Genomic DNA, 16,676 nt, shown 5'->3' with positions numbered 1-16,676 from the left:
AGGTCTTCAAATTCAACTAACCTGACAATCGATTCTTATAGCAGAGGCCCCTTGGCCTTTAGTTTGATACAAGTTCCGCACGAGCCGGAAAGCACTTAATGTGCTTTCCGTGCGAGCAGGACTGTTCGCAGTAGCAAACTAAAGGCCAAGGGGCCCAGTCAACCTAACAGCAGCGATTACTCGGCAGTTAGTTGAATTTGAAGATCTTTGAGGCAAGACGGTATAGGCCGAGTGTGGTTTTGTCTCCGGCACGACCGCGGAGGTTAGTGAAGAAGCCGACCACACCGTAACGTGCACGACGATACATACGCTCGTCATAGGCCTTCAAATCATTCCACAGCGTCTTCAGGCGCTCATCGGCACAATCCTCGTCGGAAAGCTTGGTGAGCACCGAGCAGATCGCCATCATCATGGTGAAGTAGCCCATCATGTACGAACGCAGACGCGACGACTCGACATCGCTGTACAGGTGGTACGACTCCATCATGATACGCGTAACACGGAACTGCTGGTCCAGACGCTTGACCATCGTGGCCTCGTTGACACTCTGGCCCTCGCGACCGATAAAGTAGCGATAGAGGTCGATGTCGGCGTAGTACATGGTCTTACAACGCGGCAGCGGCACGTAGGCGTAGATGTTGTCCACATAGAACGTGTGCGGCGGCATGGGCAGGCTGGACTCGCGCAGCACATCCGTGCGATAGCACAGGCTGTGCATGAGCAGATTCTGGTCCAAACGGAAATGGCCGATCTGGTCCCAGGTAAAGATCTTTTTTCGAGGCAGGGCAAACTTGTAACCAATGGCCGTATGCGTACCCTCGTAAACCTTCTCGTACACGTAGTTCGAGATAAACAGGTCAACGCGCTGGTCGCGCTCTTCAAAGCCGCGCAGAATCGACAGCATGGTCGAAAGGGCAGCGCCGTCAAGCCAGTCGTCCGAGTCGACGACCTTGTAGTAGGTGCCCTGCGCCTCGCGCAGACCCGAAAGGACGGCAATACCGTGGCCGCCATTCTCCTGGTGCACCGCGCGGATGATTCCAGGATAACGGGCCTCCCACTCGTCGGCCTTGGCGGCCGTCTCATCCTTGGAGCCGTCGTCCACCACGATAATCTCGATATCGGTGGCGTAATTGCTCCCCTCCAAGATGGAGGTGAGGCAATGGTCCATGTCCTTGGCGGCGTTATACGAGGGAATACCGAATGTTATGACTTTATGCATGGCAGGCGATAATCTCATCCGAAAGATCGAGGGCGGAATTGGTCACGGCATCCATATCGTAGTAACGATACTCGGCCAGACGACCCACCGGGTGGAAGTTTGTCAGGTTCTGGACGCGCTCAAGATAGCGCTCATAGAGCTCACGGTTCTCGGGCTCAAGAATGGCGTAATACGGCGTCTCGCCCGAGCCGGGCGTATAGGCCTTGGAGTACTCCTTCATGATGGTGGTCTTGCCGGGCAGGACCTGACCAGTCATGTTCTTGAACTCGGTAATGCGGGTGTAGTCCTCGCTCGTGGTGTAGTTGACGGTGCCCACGGGCTGGAACTGATCCATATCGAGCGTCTCGAACTTCATGTCGAGCGTACGGTACGGAAGAGCGCCCAGGTCGAGGTTGAACAGCTCATCGAGCGGACCGGTATAAACGATCTCGCCGCCGTAGACCTTGCCACCGATCTTGACGGTGGTCTCGTCGATCTCAAAGAGATCGCGGGCGTCCACGTCGCAGAACACGTCGATCAGGTCGTGGTCGAGCATATGCTCGAACAACGCCGTGTAGCCGTCCTGCGGCATACCCTGGAAGGGAGCCTGCGGGAAGTAGCGGTCATCATCGCCCACAAAGATGGGAACGCGGCCGGTGATCGAGGGGTCGATCTGATCGGGCGTCTGGCCCCACTGCTTCATGGTGTAATGCAAAAAGACGTTCTCGTAGACGTAATCGGCGACCTCGGCAAGATCCGGGTCGTTCTTCTTACGCAGCTCCATGATGGGCACCTTGACATCCTTGCCAAAGGTCTCCACGAGCTTCTGATACAGCTCCTCGCCGCGCTCGTCACCAAAGGCGAGCTTGAGACTCGCATGGTTAAAAGGCACGGGCATAAGGGTGCCGTTGATGTTGGCGAGCACCTTGTGCTGATAATCCATCCACTTGGTAAAGCGCGACAGGAAATTGTGCACGCGCTCGTTAAAGGTGTGATAGATATGCGGACCGTACTCGTGGACCAGGATTCCGGCCTCGTCAGTGCAATCATAGGCATTGCCCGCAATGTGGCTACGGCGCTCCAAAACGGCAACACGATAGCCGATGGTCTCGGCAAGACGGCGGGCGCAAACGGCACCGGCATATCCAGCACCGACGACAATCATGTCGTACGCGCCGGCGTTAAAGCCTTCAGGCAGGCCTGAGGTAATCTGCATCGATACTCCTTGTCAAAAGCCACGGGCTCGTTAGCTGGGCTTTTCTCGAACATTCTTCGAGACATATTTATCAGAGCGATTATAGCGCTAATGCGTCCTATAATGAGCTTGCCACACAAGGAAAGCTCAAGCACCGCGGCGTACATAATTGAAAGGTAAACCCGCAAGCAGCGGGTTTATTCGTAAACAGCCGGGCGCCTGGAGCTTAGCGAAACGCTTGCAAGGAGTAACATGAGCGATTTCCTAAACCGTATGAAGTCTGCCGCCAAGGCCGACCTTAAGACCATCGTCCTGCCCGAGGGCGAGGATCCGCGTACCATCGTCGCGGCCAACAAGATCATCGAAGAAGGCCTGGCCAACATCGTCATCCTGGGCGATCCCAACGAGATCAACGTTCCCGGCGCCACCGTCATCGATCCGCGCAATGCCGAGAAGCACGAGGAGTACGCGCAGAAGTTTGCCGAGCTCCGTGCCAAGAAGGGTGTCACCATCGAGCAGGCTCGCGCCCAGGTGATGGACGCCACCTACTTTGGCACCATGATGGTCAAGATGGGCGACGCCGACGGCCTGGTCTCCGGCGCCTGCCACTCCACCGCCGACACCCTGCGCCCCGCGCTGCAGATCCTCAAGACCGCCCCGGGCACCAAGCTGGTCTCGGCCTTCTTCGTGATGTGCACCGACACCCCGCAGTTCGGCACTGACGGTACGCTGATCTTCGCCGACTGCGGCCTCAACATCAACCCGTCCTCCGACGAGCTCTCCGAGATCGCCATCGCCTCCGCTCACTCCTGGTCCACCTTCATGGGCAACGTTGAGCCGCACGTGGCCATGCTCTCCTACTCCACCATGGGCTCCGCCGGCGGCGAGGTCGCCAAGAAGGTCCAAGAGGCCGTGAAGTTCTGCAAAGAGAAGGCTCCCGAGCTCGCCATCGACGGCGACCTGCAGCTCGATGCCGCTATCGTCCCCACCGTCGCCCAGCTCAAGGCTCCCGGCTCCTCCGTTGCCGGCAAGGCCAACGTGCTCGTGTTCCCCGACCTCGAGGCCGGCAACATCGGCTACAAGCTGGTTCAGCGCTTCGCTGGCGCCGACGCTTACGGCCCCATCCTGCAGGGCATCGCCAAGCCGGTCAATGACCTTTCGCGCGGCTGCTCTGCCGACGACATCGTGGGTGTCGTGGCCATCACCGCCGTCCAGGCTCAGATGGCTGAGTAGCGGACGCACTCGCCCGAAGGCCGTACGGGCTAACCCCTGAAAACGTCCTCGACCAATGAAACGCCCCCGTTCTGCTCCTTCGGAGCTACGAACGGGGGCGTTTCTGGTCTGCGGAATGTTTTCAGGGGTTAGCCCGTACGGCCTTCTACTGCTACGAAGCATTCAGAGCATCTGGAGTGGACGGCGGCTTGGCTACGAGCTGGGGCTGAGGATCTGAATGGATGGGTGTCATTGCTGGGAGCGCAGGCGTTACTGGTGATGATCACTTTGGGACTGGAATTTCCGCCTGCTAGCAAAAAGGCCTCCTGAGCTGCTGCTCAGGAGGCCTTTCGTTCAATCGCAAGCGAACGCACTAGTTATTCGCGGTCAGACGCTCGACGTCGTGGGCGATCATGTATTCCTCGTCGGTGGGGATGACCATGACCGTGACGGAAGAGCCGGCGGCGCTGATGACCTGCGGGCCGTTACCCACGGCCTCGCGGTTCTTGTTGTTGTCGATGCGCACGCCCAGCCACTCGAAGCAGTCGCAGAAAGCCTTGCGGATCGACCAGTCGTTCTCGCCAATGCCGGCGGTAAAGGTAATGGTGTCCACGCCCGCCATGGAGGCAATCATGGAGCCGGCCTGCTGCATGGCCTTGTAGGCGAACATATCGAAGGCGAGCAGGCAGCGCTCGTCGCCCTCGGAGGCGCGCGTACGGATGTCACGGGCGTCGTTGGAGATGCCCGAGATGGCAAGCAGACCAGACTGCTTGTTCATCATGTCATCGACTTCCTGGTAGCTGTAGCCGCCCTCGCGCTGCAGGTAGCACACGGTAGCCGGGTCAATGGAACCACAACGGGTGCCCATCATCAGGCCGTCGAGCGGCGTGAGACCCATCGTGGTATCGCGGCATACACCGTCCTCGATGGCGGCGAGCGAAGCGCCGTTGCCCAGATGACACGAAAGCAGACGGTGGCAGCGCGAACCCAGGATCTCCTTGGCCATCATCCACTCATAGCGGTGGCTTGTGCCGTGGGCGCCGTACTTGCGCACGTGATACTTGTCACGCACGTCCTTGGGCAGGGCGTAGGTGTAGGCGACCTCGGGCATAGTCATGTGGAACGAGGTGTCGAAGACGGCCACGTTGGGCAGCTCCGGATACTTCTCGCGACAATACTCGATTGCCGCTGCCTCGCCGTAGTTGTGTAGCGGGGCAAGCGGTGCCACCTCGAGGATCTTAGCCATGACCTCATCGTCAACGACCGCGGAATCGTCAAAGTACCAGCCACCCTGAACAATACGATGCCCAATGCCATCGATCGTAAAGTCGGTCTTCTCGAGCTCTTCGAGCACGCGTGCGATAGCCGAACGGTGATCCGGGAAGGGGGCCTCCTCGGTTTGCTTGGCGCCACCGTTCTCGGAGTGGCCAAAGATGCCCACGTCCGAACCGATACGTTCGCAGTTGCCCTTGGCGAAAACCTCGCGGGTATCGGTATCCAAAAGCTGATATTTAAGGCTTGAGCTACCGGCGTTGACAACAAGTACGTTCATGAGACTCCTTTGCAGTGCGATACGGTCGGCGCAGACCCCTTAAGGCGGCCGCATGTTAATAAGAAGTTATCACAACTTAATAAATAACTATCAGGCATATCGCCCAACGAGCACAAAAGAGGGGCCGAACGGCGCTCGGTCGTCCAGCCCCTCCCCTTTTGCAATTACTTGCCGTTGACGATGCGCTCGACGTCGGAAGCGATCATGAACTCCTCGTCCGTGGGGATAACGAAAATCTTAACCTTGGAATCCTTGGCAGACAGGCACCAAGCGCCGTCACCACGCAGGGCGTTGCGGGCATGATCCATCTTGACGCCCATAAAGGCCAGACGGTCGGCAACGCCGGCGCGGACGGCCGGAGCGTGCTCGCCGATGCCGGCGGTAAAGACCAGGGTGTCCATACCGCACATAGAAGTGGCCATCTCGGCAGCCTTGGCGGCAATCTTGTAGACAAACATGTCGAAGGCGAGCTGAGCCTCGGGGTCGCCAGCGGCAGCGAGCTCCTCGACGTTGCGGCAGTCGTTGGTCTTGCCGCCGGTCACAGCCAAAAGGCCGGACTTCTTGTTCATCATCTCGTCGACCTCGTCGAAGGTGTAGCCGCCCTCGCGCTGCAGGTAGCACACGGTAGCCGGGTCGATGGAGCCGCAGCGGGTGCCCATCATGACGCCGTCGAGCGGCGTCAAGCCCATGGTGGTGTCCATGCACTTGCCGTCCTCGATGGCGCACAGGGAAGCGCCGGAGCCGATATGGCACACGACGACCTTGCGGGCCCCGCCGTTGGTCATCTCGGCGACCTTCTTGGAGATGTAGCGGTAGCTGGTGCCGTGGGCGCCGTACTTACGGATGTGCAGCTTGTCGCAAACATCCTTGGGCAGAGCGTAAGTCTTGGCGACCTCGGGCATGTTGAAGTGGAAAGCGGTGTCATAGACCGTGACGTTGGGCAGGTCGGGATACTGCTCCAGGCAGTACTCGATAACGTTGGCCTCGGGGTTATTGTGCAGCGGGGCGAGCGGAGCAACCTCGCGGATCTTGGCGAGGACGTCCTCGTCGACGAGGGAGGAATCACCGAAGTACCAACCGCCCTGAACGATACGGTGGCCGATACCCTCGATCTTGACGCCGTTGGCCTCAAGGTCCTTCAGGACGACCTCGATGGCGACCTTGTGGTCGGGGAACTCGATGTTCTCGGTCACCTTCTTGGAGCCGTTGGCAGCGTGGGTGAAGGTGCCGCCGGTAAAGCAGACGCGCTCGCAGGAGCCCTTTGCGGACACCTTGTGGGACTTGGTATCGATGACCTGATACTTAAGGGTCGAAGATCCTGCGTTGACGACCAGAACGTTCATGTGTCTCCCTACTAACAGGCGGTGTGGCGCCGCCAGGTTACATACGCTTCAATAATAAACCCAAACGCCCTCGCGCTCGGGTTTATTGCGTTGATATATAAGTTATCGGTGCCCAAATACTCATGACCTTTGGCGTGTAAGACGAAAGAGCGCGGGGATATACACAAGGGAAGAAATCCCGAGCGCGACAAGCAATACGACTCGAATGCCCGCAACGCTACTCAACACAGCGTTGAGCAGATAGAAAAGAACGGCACCCACCGCCACCATCTGGCTTTGAACCGAAATCAGTGAACAGCGCATCGAAGAATCGGCTGCCTTTTGAAAAATTGAGTATTTAATTGGAGCAAATAACGAGTACGCAACCGTCTGCAGCACATAGAACACGGGCAGCAAATTAGCCGGAGTAAGGGGAATCAAAAACAAAGCTGTCAGGAAAAGGCGCACGATGCCGCAAATACGCGCAAAGCGGCCCTTGTCGACATGAGCAATCGCACAGGGCACAATAAGTCCCATGGAGGCCGAGACAAGGAGCTGGACCGCAATGGTCACACCCGAAGCGACGGCATTCATTCCGCGACCCGCAAGCAGCAGTGAGAAAAAGTCTTCCAGGGCGACAAAAGCAAATGCCTGAGAACAGTCCATGATGAACGCTGAACGAAGAATGCCATTACCCGCAATAGCGGCACCGATCATCTTCGGGCTAATCCCATGTTCAGGTGTCGTCGCAGTGCCCCCTCTTCGCATCTCAGGAATGCAGACAACGACAAGCAACGTCAACACCATTGCGATGATATCTGCCGAAAGACCAATGAGATATGCACCGACAGACGAAATGAAACCGCCCACGCAAGCGGAGATGGCATAAGAGGCATAGAAAACAAATCGCTCAACGACATTAAGTCTTACGAGCTGGTCCTGAGAGACGCTGTCAATGTAAATCGCTTCGATGGATCCGCTCACACACGCAACGGCAAAACCCTTGAGAGCGAACGCACCGATTAAAAGCAGGGGAGAACGGACGAGAAGCAGGGCGGCGTAGTATCCAAGCATTCCCACGACGCCAACGAGACCGCTTGTCTTTCGTCCAAACCTATCAGCAATATAGCCAGTGGGAACTTCAAGGATGAACTTGCTCACTTGATATGCAATCATCATGTTAGAAATCGCCACCATCGAAAGTCCGACGAACTCAAGGTAGACAGTTAGAAAATACAAGATGGTGCTGAAGTTCGACAGAAAAACGAACGTCATATAAAGCAAAACCGTACGGTTTTTCATGCTCCGCCCTCCAAGAGTCAGCAATCTAAATCGGAATCTTGGAAAAGCATGAGGGCAAAGCTGTCAGCTATGTGTTACAAGGCGTCAATAATCACTTGATGCCTCGAAGCCAATTAATCTCACGAAGCAAGATGACGCAATAGGTGCAGAAAAACCGTCTGGTGTCGATCAGTCCAGGAATTTTGCCGATAGCAAAAGTAGATAGGCAAGGTTACATCACGCGAACCTTCAATGGAGCACTCACTCACTTCTGACCCATCCGATGCGAGAGAGGACCCAGACAAACTCAATATCAATCCCCCGGCTTGAAGAAACTCAGTCTGAGCCCTGCTTCCGTATTCAACATCACGGAAGCGAAAATTGACGAGCTGGGCTTCGGGACATTGATTGATTGCATTGAGACAGGGTGACAAATTAATGGGAACAGCGAGCCGGCCGCCCAGTAACTCGCGAATGGTCATGGCGCCCACAGATTGATGACCCGCTGGGCATGAAAGAACCTTGAGCTCCTTTTCACCCAAGTATTTCGAAGAAAGGACACTGTCCCTTGGTTCCTCAAATGAGATGGCCGCATCCGAAATACCAAGCACAAGTGATTCAAAGCATGTAGCCGTTGGCTGATGCCACACATCAAGGTGAATCTGAGGATGCGAGCGTTCAAACGAGTCATACCAGTTTTCGGCAAAAAGGCGCCCCCGCCCATGAAGGCAGGGGGCGTAAAGACGAAAGTGGCCATCGGGCGAAACGCCGTCGCTCCCCGATTGAGCGTACTTTTTGAGATCGTCGACTTGTGCCAGGATCACGCGTGCACGACGCGCAAATTCTCTGCCCGCCGAAGACAAAACAGCCTCCCCCGCCGATCGGTCGAGCAAAACAATCTGATACTCAGATTCCAACTTTTTGATTGCCGACGAAACAGCCTGCGGACTCACATGAACGGCGCGAGCTGCTTTGCGCACGCCGCCATAGTTCGCTACCGCTTGAAGGTATTCGAGTTGAGAAAGCTGCATAGATTACTCCAAAGGCAGCCAAGTCGACGGGCTACGCGCCCTCAGATGAGGTTCTCGTCCAGGTTTTTGCCGCCGAGGACGTGCATATGGAAGTGCATGACGGTCTGGCCGGCGTTGACACCCTTGTTGGAAATGACGCGGAAACCGTCCTCCAGTCCCTTGGCCTTGGCGACCTCCTGGATGGCGTGAGCCATGGCGCCCATGGTCTCGGCAGGCACGTTGTCGGCGATGTCGCTGTAGTGCTTCTTGGGGATCACGAGCGTGTGGACCGGCGCCTGCGGGTTGAGGTCGTCGAAGGCGATGACCTGGTCGTCCTCATAGACAACGGTCGAGGGGATCTCGTGGTTGGCAATTTTACAGAAGATGCAATCGCACATAGCTGGTTCCTTTCTTACAGACCAAGGTAATTATATTTGGTCGAGATGCTTAGAACGAAAGGTTATCATCGGTGTTGGCGGCCTCGCCGTCGGCGAGCACGTCGTTGCCGTCGACGTCCTTAAGGAGCACCGAGACCTTCTGCTCGGCATCGGACAGGCGGGTGCGCAGGCTTTTGAGGAGCTCGACGCCGCGGGTGTAGCTCTCGAGCGACTCCTCGAGCTCCATATCGCCCGACTCCAGGCTGCGGATGATGAGCTCCAGCTCCTGCGAGGCCTGCTTGTACGTAAGCTGCTCTACCGGGGTCTTCTCTGCCATATCTGTTTCCTTTCCTAAGGGTCTATCACTGCGAAACGCGGTCTACTCGACCGTATCGACCGTTGCTGCCACGTTGCCGTCTGCCATGCGCACGCGAATGGCGTCGCCAGGCTTAAAGGTCTTGGCACTCGTAGCCACACCATCATCGCTGTACGCGATGGAATAGCCGCGAGCAAGCACTTTGAGCGGCGACAGGGCATCGAGCGACGCTGCCGCACGGCTCAGGTCGGACGCTGGCTTGCTGAGCATCGTGCGCCCTTGATGCTCTAGGCGGGAACTCGCAAGCGTGAGCGCATGGCGCTTACCATCGAGCCCCGAGGTGCTTGTAATCAGACGCTCGGGCAAGCGCTCAAAGTTGGAGCGGAATGTCCCGACCGAGCGTACTATGGCGCCCGACAGGCGATCGGCAGTCAGCGCAAGCTCCGATTCGCGACGCTCGACCATAAATGTGGGGTCGTTGAGGCACGGGCGACACGCAGCGGCATCGAGCGCATCACCCAAGCGAGCCGTATAGGTATCCCAGGCACGGCGACCGCGCTGATCGAGCATCTCCAGGTCGACCTGGGCCGACCCAATCATCGATGCCATCGCGGCACCCAGACGCTGATGGCGCGCCTCGAGCACATCGGCCAACTCCGTCATAGCCGGCGCCACCGATTCTGCCGCCGCCGTGGGCGTGGAGGCGCGTCGGTCGCTCACCATGTCGCAAATCGAGGTATCGGGCTCATGGCCAATGCCGGTCACCACGGGCACAGGACAAGCCGCCACCGCGCGGGCAAGCTCCTCGTCATTAAAGGTCATGAGGTCCTCAAAGGAACCGCCGCCGCGCACCAGCAAAATACAGTCGGGCGCCGGCGTAATGGAAGCGGCGCGGCGCAAGCCCTCAATGAGCTCGGCCGGCGCACCCTCGCCTTGAACCTTGGCGCCCACGCAAACGAGCTCGACGAGCGGGTTGCGACGACGCAACGTGCGCTTGACGTCGTCGATTACGGCACCCGAAAGCGAGGTGACGACCGCCACGCAGGAGCAGAACACCGGGATGCGGCGCTTGCGCGCTTCGTCCATCAGGCCCTCGCGGCGTAGCTTTTCGGCCAGTTGCGCCACTTGTTGACGCAGCAGGCCCTCCCCCGCCAACGAAAACGAGCGGGCAACAAAGCTCATGCGGCCCGTGGCCTTATAGAGATTGAAGCTGCCCTTAAAGCTCACCTGCATGCCGTCGCGCAAATCGAAGGTGCGCTTGAGATAGGCGCCCTTCCAGATGATGCAGTCGACGGCGGCCGAGTCGTCTTTAATCTGGAAGTAGCAGTGGCCGCTTCGGGCGTTGGGACCACGGAAACCCGTGACCTCGCCCAGGACACTCAGCTGCGGAATGGCATCGAGCGCACCGGCGGCGATCTCTACCGCCTGGCTCACGCTGAGCTCCTTACGCTCCTGCTCGTCCGAACCGTCGAACTCGGCGGAAACGGCATTGCCGGTTAGATTCCAGCCTGCCACGCAGCCTCCTTTCGTCATCGTGCACAAGGGCTCCGGCCCTGCGCAAATTCAAGTCCAACACATAGTACAGCGCCGCGAGGACACGAATCCCCGCGGCGCCTGCCTGTCCCATTTGTTATCGGTTGGAGTTTCTGTTGTATCGAGCCATAAGATAGAGCAGCTGAATAATCGAGGTGAGCGCCGCAGCCACATAGGTAAGCGCGGCGGCCGTCAGCACCTTCTTGGCACCGTTGACCTGCTGGGAGCTCATACCCGACTGCTCAATATACGCCACGGCGCGCCGACTAGCATCAATCTCGACCGGTAGCGTAACCAGTTGGAACAGCACGCTAAACGAGAAGAAGATCAGTGCGAGGGTCGTGAGTCCCGCGATGTTCATAAACAGGCCCATGAGCAGCACGATGGTCCAAGTGTTCTGGGTAAAGTTGACGACCGGCACGAGGGCGGTGCGTACCTTCATCATGGCATAGCCGCTTTGACGCTGCGCGGCATGGCCTGCCTCGTGACAAGCGACAGCAACGCTTGCGACCGAGCCGCCCGAACGGTTGGAATCCGACAGATACAGGTTATTGTCCTGCGGGTTGTAATGGTCGGTGAGCTCACCGGCGACGCCCTTGATACCCACGGCGTTGCAACCGTTGGCGTCGAGCATGCGGCGAGCGACCGTGGCACCCGTGTCGCCGTCCGAGCGAACCTTGGACCACGTCTTGTACGTCGAATTGATATAGCTCTGCGCAGCAAGGCCAAGCACCGTGCAGACAAGAACAACCAGCAGGTACAGCGGGTCGATGCCAAAGCCATATCCATAGTAATAGGGCATGCGAATTCCTCCAAATCGAGTTACACGTTGGAGGCATTCTACCCACTCGCCCAGCAGGCAAATCAACATCGATGTTTTGGCAATGTCAGCGAAAACGGCCGAGAGCGAGCAAGGTGACGTGAAAGAGAAGCGACGCGTACTTTGGTACGCGAGCGACGATTGAACGTCAGATTGCCGCTCTCGGCCGTTTGCAGCGTCGAGCTGTTACGCGGTTTGGTAAAACCGCGTAACTATATACCTATAACAACTCAATCTTTCCGTCCTTCACGGTGAGCCCCATATTGCCGGAAAGCAGATCGTCCAGACGCGAGCCCACAAGCTCAAAACGCCAGCCTTCACGCAGGGGGCTCTGCTCGGGATGCTCAATGTAGTCAGCCAGGTCATCGCGCGAGGCAATGACCGAGGTCGCCACTCCCGAGCGTTCGGCAACCAGGCGGATGAGCGCGTACATGAGGTCGGTCACGCTCTCCAGCTCCGGCGAAATCTGGCGATGCCCACGCAACATGAGCGGCAGGCGATCGTGCGGGCAGCTCGCACCGCGCTTGATGGCCATGAGCGCACCGTCCACGTCGCGCTCCCCCAGCTGATCGGTACCGCGAATGCTACGGAACTCCTCAACGCGCACGGGATTGCGCTTAACGAGTGCAAGCAGCGTGTCATCGGACATGACCCACTTGCGCGGGATGTTACGGCGCTCGGCGCGATCCTCGCGCCAGGCGGCGAGCTCGCGCGCGATGCCCAACTGGTGACGGCTGCACGAATTGATGCGTTTGACCTTACGGAACGCCTCGTGGCGATCGGCGCGATAGTGCGACTCGTCAGCCAGCGGGCGAAGCTCGTCGAGCACCCAGTCCACGCGGCCCAGCTCGCGCAGGCGGCTCATCATCTCGGTATAGGCGACGATCAGGTACTTGACGTCATCGATCGCGTACTCAATCTGCTTATCGGTCAGCGGGCGACGCGACCAGTCGGTCAGCGACTCGGTCTTGGGCAGCGAGACGCCGCAAAACGTCTGCACGAGCGCGCCGTAGGAAATCTGCTGGCGCTCGCCCAAAAAGGCGGCGGCCACCTGCGTGTCAAAAATCGGACGCGGCAGCACGCCTACGGTATGAAGCATAACTTCCATGTCCTGCGAGCAAGCATGGAACACCTTGGTCACGCTCTCGTCGGCCATGAGTTCGGCCAAGGGAGACAGGTCGTCGATCACCAGCGGATCAACCGCGACGCTCTCGGCAGGAGTGGCAATCTGGACCAGGCACAGGCGCGGATGGAACGTGCGCTCGCGCAAAAACTCGGTATCGACGGCAATCGCGTCAAACTCACGGGCGCGCTGACAAAAGTCGAGTAGAGCCTGATGTGTGGAAATGTACATATCAACCCATCGAATAAGGTTAGGCCCGAAAAACACGGGTAGGATATCGGCATTGCCTTACAACTATACTCGGTTAGTCACAGAACGGGAACGTAAGTATGCGCTGCCTTATCATCCACAACCCGGCATCGGGCCCCAGCTCAGATGAAATCTACGCGTTCACGCACGCCCTCGCGCAAGGCGGCGACGAGGTCGTGATGCGTTTTATCGGCGATGGCATGGAGCCCGAGGACGCCGTGGCAGACGTGCGCGAGTTTGATCGCGTGGTGATTTCGGGCGGCGACGGTACCGTCTCCAACGTGCTCGACCAGATGCGCGGATGCGGTGTCCCCACGCTCGTCTTCCCCTCCGGCACGGCCTGCCTGTTCTTTAACAACATCGGTAATGCCCCCGAGGCAGCGGCGCTTGCCAAGGCTTGCCGCGCCGGTCGCACGGTCAAAGTGGACATGGGCGAACTCTTTTGGCTCGACGAGAACGGCAACGAGAAGCGCCACGGCTTTATCATCATCGCCGGCTCGGGCTTCGACGCCGAGATCATGATGAAGGCCGCCCCCACCAAAAACGATATCGGCGAGATCGCCTATTTCCTGTCGGCGCTCGCCACACCCAACCCCACGGTGGCGCACTTTACCATCGAGCATGACGGCATTGTCGAGGAGCTCGATGGCATCTGCTGCATGGCCGGCAACACCTCGGTTATCCAAAACGACATCAACCTGTTCCCCGATTGCCGCATGAACGACGGCATGGTCGACATCGCGGTCATCGAACCCGTGCGCACCGTTCAGCTGCTGCCTACTGTGATCACCGCTGCGCTTGACCCCGCCGGCAAGGTGCTCGGCCGTCCGCAGTTCAAGATCATCCAGACCAAAGAAGCCAAGATCACCTGCACCCCGTCGCTGGGCATGCAGTTCGATGGCGAAATCATCTCCAGCAACTCGGGCGTCTTTGGAGCCCGCGCACTTCCGCAATGCCTCGACCTCATCGTCGACGAATTCTCCCCACTCGGAAAATAGGAGGACCCCATGAACGACAATCCCCTGATCGGCTTTATTGTCATCGTCTTGGCCATGCTCGTCGGTTACGCCATCAACGTGATTCACCGCCGAAAGAAGTAAATCCACATTGGTATGATATTCATCCAGTTATCGACTCTCCCGCTGTTTATGCAAATCCTAAACAGCGGGAGAGTTTTCTTTTTGACCGCCGTCTAATGCTTTATTCAGCTACAGTAAATGCAGGGCGCCTTTATTTAACTAAAGCCATAAAATGAGTATTATTATCCGTTCATCGTATATTTCTTCACGCTCATCGAGCAAAGGCTGTTGTCGAGTGAATACTCTTTACACTTCCTTTAGGCTAGTAGATGTATTTATTAGCTGAAACTCCGTACGGTTTCGCGGGGTTTCAACAGTTGGGAGGGATTATGAGGTTTACTCATCCTGTCAACACGCTCAAGAAGCTCGGCTGCGGCCTTGCGTTTGGAGCAGCGGCTATCATGGCCATGCCGACCTCGGCGCTCGCTTGCACCCAGATCTACATGGGCAGCAAACTCACGGCGGACGGCAACACGTACTACGGCCGCGCAGAGGACTTTAGCCCGCGCTATATCAAGCACTTTGGCATTGAGCCTGCGCACAAGGACGGCAGCGAGTATAGCTCGCTCGAATCAGGCTTTGAGTACAAGTCCAAGGGCGCGACCTACCGCTACGCCTTCGTTCGCGACAACCCCTCTCAGTGGGAAGATCGCTATGACGCTTATTCCGAGGCTGGCATCAACGAGAAGGGTGTCTCCTGCTCTGCCACGCTGAGCACCTCCTACAACGAGAAGGCTGAGGAGGCCGACCCCATTACCGAGGAGACCGGCATCGGTGAGTACAATTACGCCAGCGTTATCCTGGGCGAGAGCGCCACGGCCCGCGAGGGCGTCGAGCTCCTCGGTAGCCTGGTCGACGAGCAGGGCATCTGCACCAACGACCAGGTCATCATCGCCGACAACAACGAGACCTGGCTGTTCGCCGGACTTTCTGGCCATCAGTGGATTGCCATGAAGCTCACCGACGACATCGCCTCGGTCAACCCCAACATCGGCAACCTTAACTACAAGGTCAACCTCGACGATACCGAGAACTGCCTCCACTCCAAGGACATTCAGACCATGCCCGAAGAAAAGGGCTTTGCCAAGTACTTCGAGGACGGCCAGTTCGACGTTGCCCAGACCTACGGTGAGGAAATTAGCGAGCAGGCCATGCATTCTTGGTCTCGCTATATCCAGGGCCGCGATTACTTCATGGCTCCGCTTGCCGAGGGCACCGACTACGAGATCGTTAAGGACGAGCGCGAAGATGCTCGCGCCACGACTGGCGCCCTGGTCCACGAGATGCAGCCGCTGTTCTTCCAGCCTGGCAAGTCCGACTGGAACACCTTTGAGATGATCCGCAGCTTTGCCACTCGTGGCGAGAATGTCGCCGGACTCAACGCCAACACCGACGGTGCCTATGCCATCGGCTCCAACCGCAACACCGAGATCCACACCTTCCAGATCCGTCAGGGCATGGACCCCGAGATCGCGACCATCCAGTGGGAGATGCTCTCCAACGCCGAGTTCTCCGTCGCTATTCCCTTCTACTCCGCACTGCTCACCGAGGTCAGCCCCTACTTCAGCGATCAGGATGTCTCCTTCGATCACTGTGAAGAGGAAGACGTCGTGAACAACGAGGAGCCCAAGAACTCCATCAATTACGTCCTCATGGACATCAACACGCTCGCCGAGGAGAACCGCGACCACTGCGCCACCGGCGTCCGCGCCTATCTCGACGCCCTGCAGAAGGAGCTCATCGAGCAGAACCTGACCGTCGACGAGGCCATGCAGGCTGCCGAGGGCACCGAGGCCCGCACCGCCCTGGCCAACAAGGCTGGCAAGGCCGCGACCAAGAACACCTACGTCAAGTGCAAGGCCATGCTCGAGGAGATGCGTGATTACCTCAAGAAGGGCGACTTCTCCGAAAAGTTCGTCCCGAGTGACTACGATGCCGACAACGACTGCCTGGTCGAGTCCATCACCTACGCCGACGAGGCCCTCTCCGATGAAGACGTTGCCGAGCCCGAGGTTAAGGAAGAGGCAACCGAGGAGAAGTCCGAGGGCAACAACATGGCCGCCATGGCTGTTGGTGCCGTCGTCATCATCGGTGTCTGCGGCTTCGTGCTCTATCGTCGCAAGAAGGCCTAAGACCCTCACGTTCTAAAGGAGGGCGAGACAGCGTGAGCGGCCTTGCCCTCCTAGCCCGTCATCTGACCGGCGGGAAACGCCGCTGAAATCTTTTCAAAAAAGATTTCCCTGCACATATATCGCTGTGCTATAGTGCAGCGCAACAGCAACTAGGTGTGACCGCGCCACGGCATCACGAAAGGAGCCACCAACATGAAGAACACGATGAAGTCTCTCAACAACTGGTGGTGGCGTGATGCGAATACGATCGGTCGACAGTGAGTCCCTCACGCCTGTT

Annotated in this window: 14 protein-coding genes; 3 read left to right on the top strand and 11 right to left on the bottom strand. The window is 58.0% G+C overall.

Going from position 1 to position 16,676, the window contains the following annotated elements:
* Positions 1-187: 187 nt before the first annotated feature.
* Positions 188-1,219, bottom strand: coding sequence for a glycosyltransferase family 2 protein (locus DXC67_RS04470; protein WP_117637509.1), 1,032 nt, complete (start codon positions 1,217-1,219; stop codon positions 188-190).
* Positions 1,212-2,414: a UDP-galactopyranose mutase gene (gene glf / locus DXC67_RS04465; RefSeq protein WP_117637508.1), complete on the bottom strand. Its 1,203-nt coding sequence runs from the start codon at positions 2,412-2,414 to the stop codon at positions 1,212-1,214. The genes DXC67_RS04470 and glf overlap by 8 nt, the downstream gene beginning before the upstream one ends.
* A gap of 231 nt (positions 2,415-2,645) precedes the next feature.
* Between glf and pta the strand changes: the two genes are divergently transcribed.
* Positions 2,646-3,626 (top strand): phosphate acetyltransferase, encoded by a 981-nt coding sequence (pta, locus tag DXC67_RS04460; RefSeq protein WP_089573084.1) that lies wholly within the window; start codon positions 2,646-2,648, stop codon positions 3,624-3,626.
* Between the two features lie 352 nt (positions 3,627-3,978).
* On the opposite strand, the gene DXC67_RS04455 is transcribed toward pta, so the two are convergent.
* The 9 genes from DXC67_RS04455 to rnd form a co-directional block, all read right to left on the bottom strand.
* Entirely contained in the window at positions 3,979-5,157 is a 1,179-nt protein-coding gene (locus tag DXC67_RS04455) for an acetate/propionate family kinase (RefSeq protein WP_117637507.1), read from the bottom strand.
* A 164-nt stretch (positions 5,158-5,321) separates the two neighbouring features.
* The gene (locus DXC67_RS04450; protein ID WP_117583927.1) at positions 5,322-6,500 is read right to left on the bottom strand and encodes an acetate/propionate family kinase; all 1,179 of its coding nucleotides are present in this window, start codon (positions 6,498-6,500) and stop codon (positions 5,322-5,324) included.
* A gap of 120 nt (positions 6,501-6,620) precedes the next feature.
* The gene (locus tag DXC67_RS04445) at positions 6,621-7,781 is read right to left on the bottom strand and encodes an MFS transporter (protein WP_117637506.1); all 1,161 of its coding nucleotides are present in this window, start codon (positions 7,779-7,781) and stop codon (positions 6,621-6,623) included.
* A 119-nt stretch (positions 7,782-7,900) separates the two neighbouring features.
* Positions 7,901-8,791 carry a LysR family transcriptional regulator gene (locus DXC67_RS04440; protein ID WP_117637505.1) on the bottom strand — a complete coding sequence of 297 codons (891 nt, stop codon included), beginning with the start codon at positions 8,789-8,791 and terminating at the stop codon, positions 7,901-7,903.
* Between the two features lie 41 nt (positions 8,792-8,832).
* The gene (locus DXC67_RS04435) at positions 8,833-9,168 is read right to left on the bottom strand and encodes a histidine triad nucleotide-binding protein (RefSeq protein WP_117637504.1); all 336 of its coding nucleotides are present in this window, start codon (positions 9,166-9,168) and stop codon (positions 8,833-8,835) included.
* Between the two features lie 49 nt (positions 9,169-9,217).
* Complete coding sequence (gene xseB / locus DXC67_RS04430; RefSeq protein WP_006234311.1) at positions 9,218-9,484, bottom strand: exodeoxyribonuclease VII small subunit; 267 nt, start codon at positions 9,482-9,484, stop codon at positions 9,218-9,220.
* 42 nt (positions 9,485-9,526) lie between these two features.
* A complete protein-coding gene (gene xseA, locus DXC67_RS04425) occupies positions 9,527-10,978 on the bottom strand; it encodes an exodeoxyribonuclease VII large subunit (RefSeq protein WP_316242815.1) in 1,452 nt (483 codons plus the stop codon).
* Positions 10,979-11,093: 115 nt separating this feature from the next.
* A complete protein-coding gene (locus tag DXC67_RS04420; RefSeq protein WP_117564390.1) occupies positions 11,094-11,798 on the bottom strand; it encodes a zinc metallopeptidase in 705 nt (234 codons plus the stop codon).
* A 238-nt stretch (positions 11,799-12,036) separates the two neighbouring features.
* Positions 12,037-13,170, bottom strand: coding sequence for a ribonuclease D (gene rnd, locus DXC67_RS04415; protein ID WP_117637503.1), 1,134 nt, complete (start codon positions 13,168-13,170; stop codon positions 12,037-12,039).
* A 98-nt stretch (positions 13,171-13,268) separates the two neighbouring features.
* Between rnd and DXC67_RS04410 the strand changes: the two genes are divergently transcribed.
* Positions 13,269-14,186, top strand: coding sequence for a diacylglycerol kinase family protein (locus DXC67_RS04410; RefSeq protein ID WP_117637502.1), 918 nt, complete (start codon positions 13,269-13,271; stop codon positions 14,184-14,186).
* 410 nt (positions 14,187-14,596) lie between these two features.
* Positions 14,597-16,399 (top strand): C69 family dipeptidase, encoded by a 1,803-nt coding sequence (locus DXC67_RS04405; RefSeq protein WP_158551287.1) that lies wholly within the window; start codon positions 14,597-14,599, stop codon positions 16,397-16,399.
* Positions 16,400-16,676: the final 277 nt, after the last annotated feature.

The sequence above is a fragment of the Collinsella sp. TF07-1 genome, assembly GCF_003437235.1.
Lineage (GTDB): Bacteria > Actinomycetota > Coriobacteriia > Coriobacteriales > Coriobacteriaceae > Collinsella.
Note: the sequence above shows the minus strand (reverse complement) of the source record. Positions and strands in the feature narration are given on the sequence as shown.

Coding starts and splice junctions, on each gene's coding strand:
- DXC67_RS04420 (WP_117564390.1), bottom strand. CDS start 11,798: ATGCCCTATTACTATGGATATGGCTTTGGCATCGACCCGCTGTACCTG.
- DXC67_RS04440 (WP_117637505.1), bottom strand. CDS start 8,791: ATGCAGCTTTCTCAACTCGAATACCTTCAAGCGGTAGCGAACTATGGC.
- pta (WP_089573084.1), top strand. CDS start 2,646: ATGAGCGATTTCCTAAACCGTATGAAGTCTGCCGCCAAGGCCGACCTT.
- DXC67_RS04435 (WP_117637504.1), bottom strand. CDS start 9,168: ATGTGCGATTGCATCTTCTGTAAAATTGCCAACCACGAGATCCCCTCG.
- DXC67_RS04450 (WP_117583927.1), bottom strand. CDS start 6,500: ATGAACGTTCTGGTCGTCAACGCAGGATCTTCGACCCTTAAGTATCAG.
- DXC67_RS04470 (WP_117637509.1), bottom strand. CDS start 1,219: ATGCATAAAGTCATAACATTCGGTATTCCCTCGTATAACGCCGCCAAG.
- rnd (WP_117637503.1), bottom strand. CDS start 13,170: ATGTACATTTCCACACATCAGGCTCTACTCGACTTTTGTCAGCGCGCC.
- DXC67_RS04410 (WP_117637502.1), top strand. CDS start 13,269: ATGCGCTGCCTTATCATCCACAACCCGGCATCGGGCCCCAGCTCAGAT.
- DXC67_RS04405 (WP_158551287.1), top strand. CDS start 14,597: ATGAGGTTTACTCATCCTGTCAACACGCTCAAGAAGCTCGGCTGCGGC.
- xseB (WP_006234311.1), bottom strand. CDS start 9,484: ATGGCAGAGAAGACCCCGGTAGAGCAGCTTACGTACAAGCAGGCCTCG.
- DXC67_RS04445 (WP_117637506.1), bottom strand. CDS start 7,781: ATGAAAAACCGTACGGTTTTGCTTTATATGACGTTCGTTTTTCTGTCG.
- glf (WP_117637508.1), bottom strand. CDS start 2,414: ATGCAGATTACCTCAGGCCTGCCTGAAGGCTTTAACGCCGGCGCGTAC.
- DXC67_RS04455 (WP_117637507.1), bottom strand. CDS start 5,157: ATGAACGTACTTGTTGTCAACGCCGGTAGCTCAAGCCTTAAATATCAG.